This is a genomic window from Finegoldia magna (assembly GCF_018371055.1).
GTDB classification, from domain to species: domain Bacteria; phylum Bacillota; class Clostridia; order Tissierellales; family Peptoniphilaceae; genus Finegoldia; species Finegoldia magna_I.
On record NZ_JAGYZD010000281.1, the window covers coordinates 1 to 2001 of the forward strand.

Annotated in this window: 3 protein-coding genes; all 3 read left to right on the forward strand. The window is 30.5% G+C overall.

Going from position 1 to position 2001, the window contains the following annotated elements; all coding sequences use genetic code 11:
- On the forward strand, window positions 1-790 hold a 790-nt coding region (locus tag KHW44_RS09070; protein ID WP_304068706.1), incomplete at its 5' end, for an ABC transporter.
- The gene (locus KHW44_RS09075) at window positions 756-1454 is read left to right on the forward strand and encodes a hypothetical protein (protein WP_304068709.1); all 699 of its coding nucleotides are present in this window, start codon (window positions 756-758) and stop codon (window positions 1452-1454) included. The genes KHW44_RS09070 and KHW44_RS09075, both read left to right, overlap by 35 nt.
- Window positions 1455-1488: 34 nt before the next feature.
- Window positions 1489-1965, forward strand: a complete 477-nt coding sequence (locus KHW44_RS09080; protein WP_154253744.1) for a methylated-DNA--[protein]-cysteine S-methyltransferase — start codon at window positions 1489-1491, stop codon at window positions 1963-1965.
- Window positions 1966-2001: the final 36 nt, after the last annotated feature.

The window sequence follows — 2001 nt, forward strand, 5'->3', positions numbered from 1 at the left end:
AGGTCACGACAAAAATATTGATGAATTGTTTGATATTTTAGGATCTTTTACAACTAAATACAATGGGGAGTTTTTGTATGGTTTCGAAGACAAAGAAAATGTACTTAAGACTCCAAAACTAACAAATGAAGTAGAATTTTCAACATTTTTACAAGATTACAACTCATCAATGAAAGTGAAAAAGTATCTTAAATTAAAAAAGAAGTTGAATCCTTATTTCGATGAACAATTTGTAGATTCTGTACTCAAAGGTTTTGCAATTGACGAGTTTGCAAGGTTAGAAGATTTGAAGGAAGATTACTGCAATATTGTGTTGATGACGGCTGCTTTGGCTACAAACAAAAAGATAGTAATTCTTAAAAACTTTGAAATAGCCGATAGGAAGCTTTCATTGGAATTTATTGACATTATGAAAAAACGACAAGAATTAATCAGAAATACGGTTTTGATTTCATCGCCAATAGTAGAGGAAGTGTTCTTCGATTATTTGATTTTAATGCAAGATGGTAGAATTAAATTCAAAGACTCCAAGCACAATATACTGACAAATGCTAAGGTGATTCGTGGACCAAAAGAAATCATATCGGCGATGAATTACAAGAGAATATTGACTAGAACTTCTGATGGACTCGAAGATGAAATAAAAATGTTTGATAGCATCAACGAAGATGAACGCCTTTTACTTGAAAATAACGGATGTGTAGTAAAACAATTACCGTTAGACGAACTAATTACAATGATTGAGGAGGGAAATTATGAAAAGACTGTTAAGACAGAAGCTATCGGCTAGTATATCTTATTTATTTTACACTCTTCTCGTGTCTGTTGTAATATTGGCTATAATAGGAGGACTTTCTTATTTTAAAATTTGGAAATTCGATTTTAGCAAATTACCATTGTTCACTTACGTTGTGCCAATGTTTTTGTTAAACACCTTCTACTTTTTATTAATAGCAAGTAAGGATTATTTTCAAGATTTTGGAATAAATATCGAATCATCATACCACAGAAAACAAATCAAAAAAGCTACAATATTTGAAAGAATTTTCAATGTGGCATTAGTTTTTGGTGTGATAATTGGAATAATTTATTTGACAAGAGTTTTGTCGGGATTCTTACACGCTAGACAAATCGAAATTTATTACGACAAGATAGGATTGTTCACAAAAGGCTCATTGTTATCATATATGCCAATAGTTTTTGTAATCACATCAGTGTGTAGCCTTGCATTTAATTCGTTGATATTCTTAGCGTACAAATTCGGTGCCGTGAAAATATTCATATTATTTACTGCAATTATTATCGCTTTAAATGTATTCTTCTCAGAATATTTAATATCAGCATTCAAATTATTTAGTGGACTTAATATGTATATTTATTTGGGAGCTGGGGTAATAGCACTTGTATTATCTATATTATTTACCAACTTCATCAAAGGCTTAAATGTAAAATAAAGGAGATAGCTCGGAGTAATCCGAGCTTTTTTATATGAGAGAAATTTACAAATCAAAAATAGGAAATATTCTTATAGAAAGCGACGGAGAACATATAATAAAATGTGAATTCGTGGATTATTTTGTAGAACAGGGGACTGATGAAATAATTGAAAAATGTAAGAATTATTTGGACGATTATTTTTCGGGTAAGATTACAGGGCAATTTGACGATATATTAATAGACAAATCAGATTATGCAACTAAGATATTGAAATTAGTATGTGAAATTCCGTATGGAACAACTGCGACATACACCGACATCAAAGAAAAATACGAAAAAATTTACAACACAAAAACATCAGCAAGAGCAGTTGGAAGAGCTGTTGGCTCAAATGATTTGATGATTTTAGTACCTTGTCACAGAGTGATCGGAAAAAACAATGAGCTCACTGGATATAAATTTGGTATAGAAAAGAAAAAGTATTTATTAGATTTGGAACAAAATCACAAACCTTCTGTAAATATTTGAGCAATGTTTACGAAATTGCAACAAATGTTTTCAAGC

Excerpts from the sequence above, each read along its gene's own strand:
- KHW44_RS09075 (WP_304068709.1), top strand. The coding sequence starts at position 756 with ATGAAAAGACTGTTAAGACAGAAGCTATCGGCTAGTATATCTTATTTA.
- KHW44_RS09080 (WP_154253744.1), top strand. The coding sequence starts at position 1,489 with ATGAGAGAAATTTACAAATCAAAAATAGGAAATATTCTTATAGAAAGC.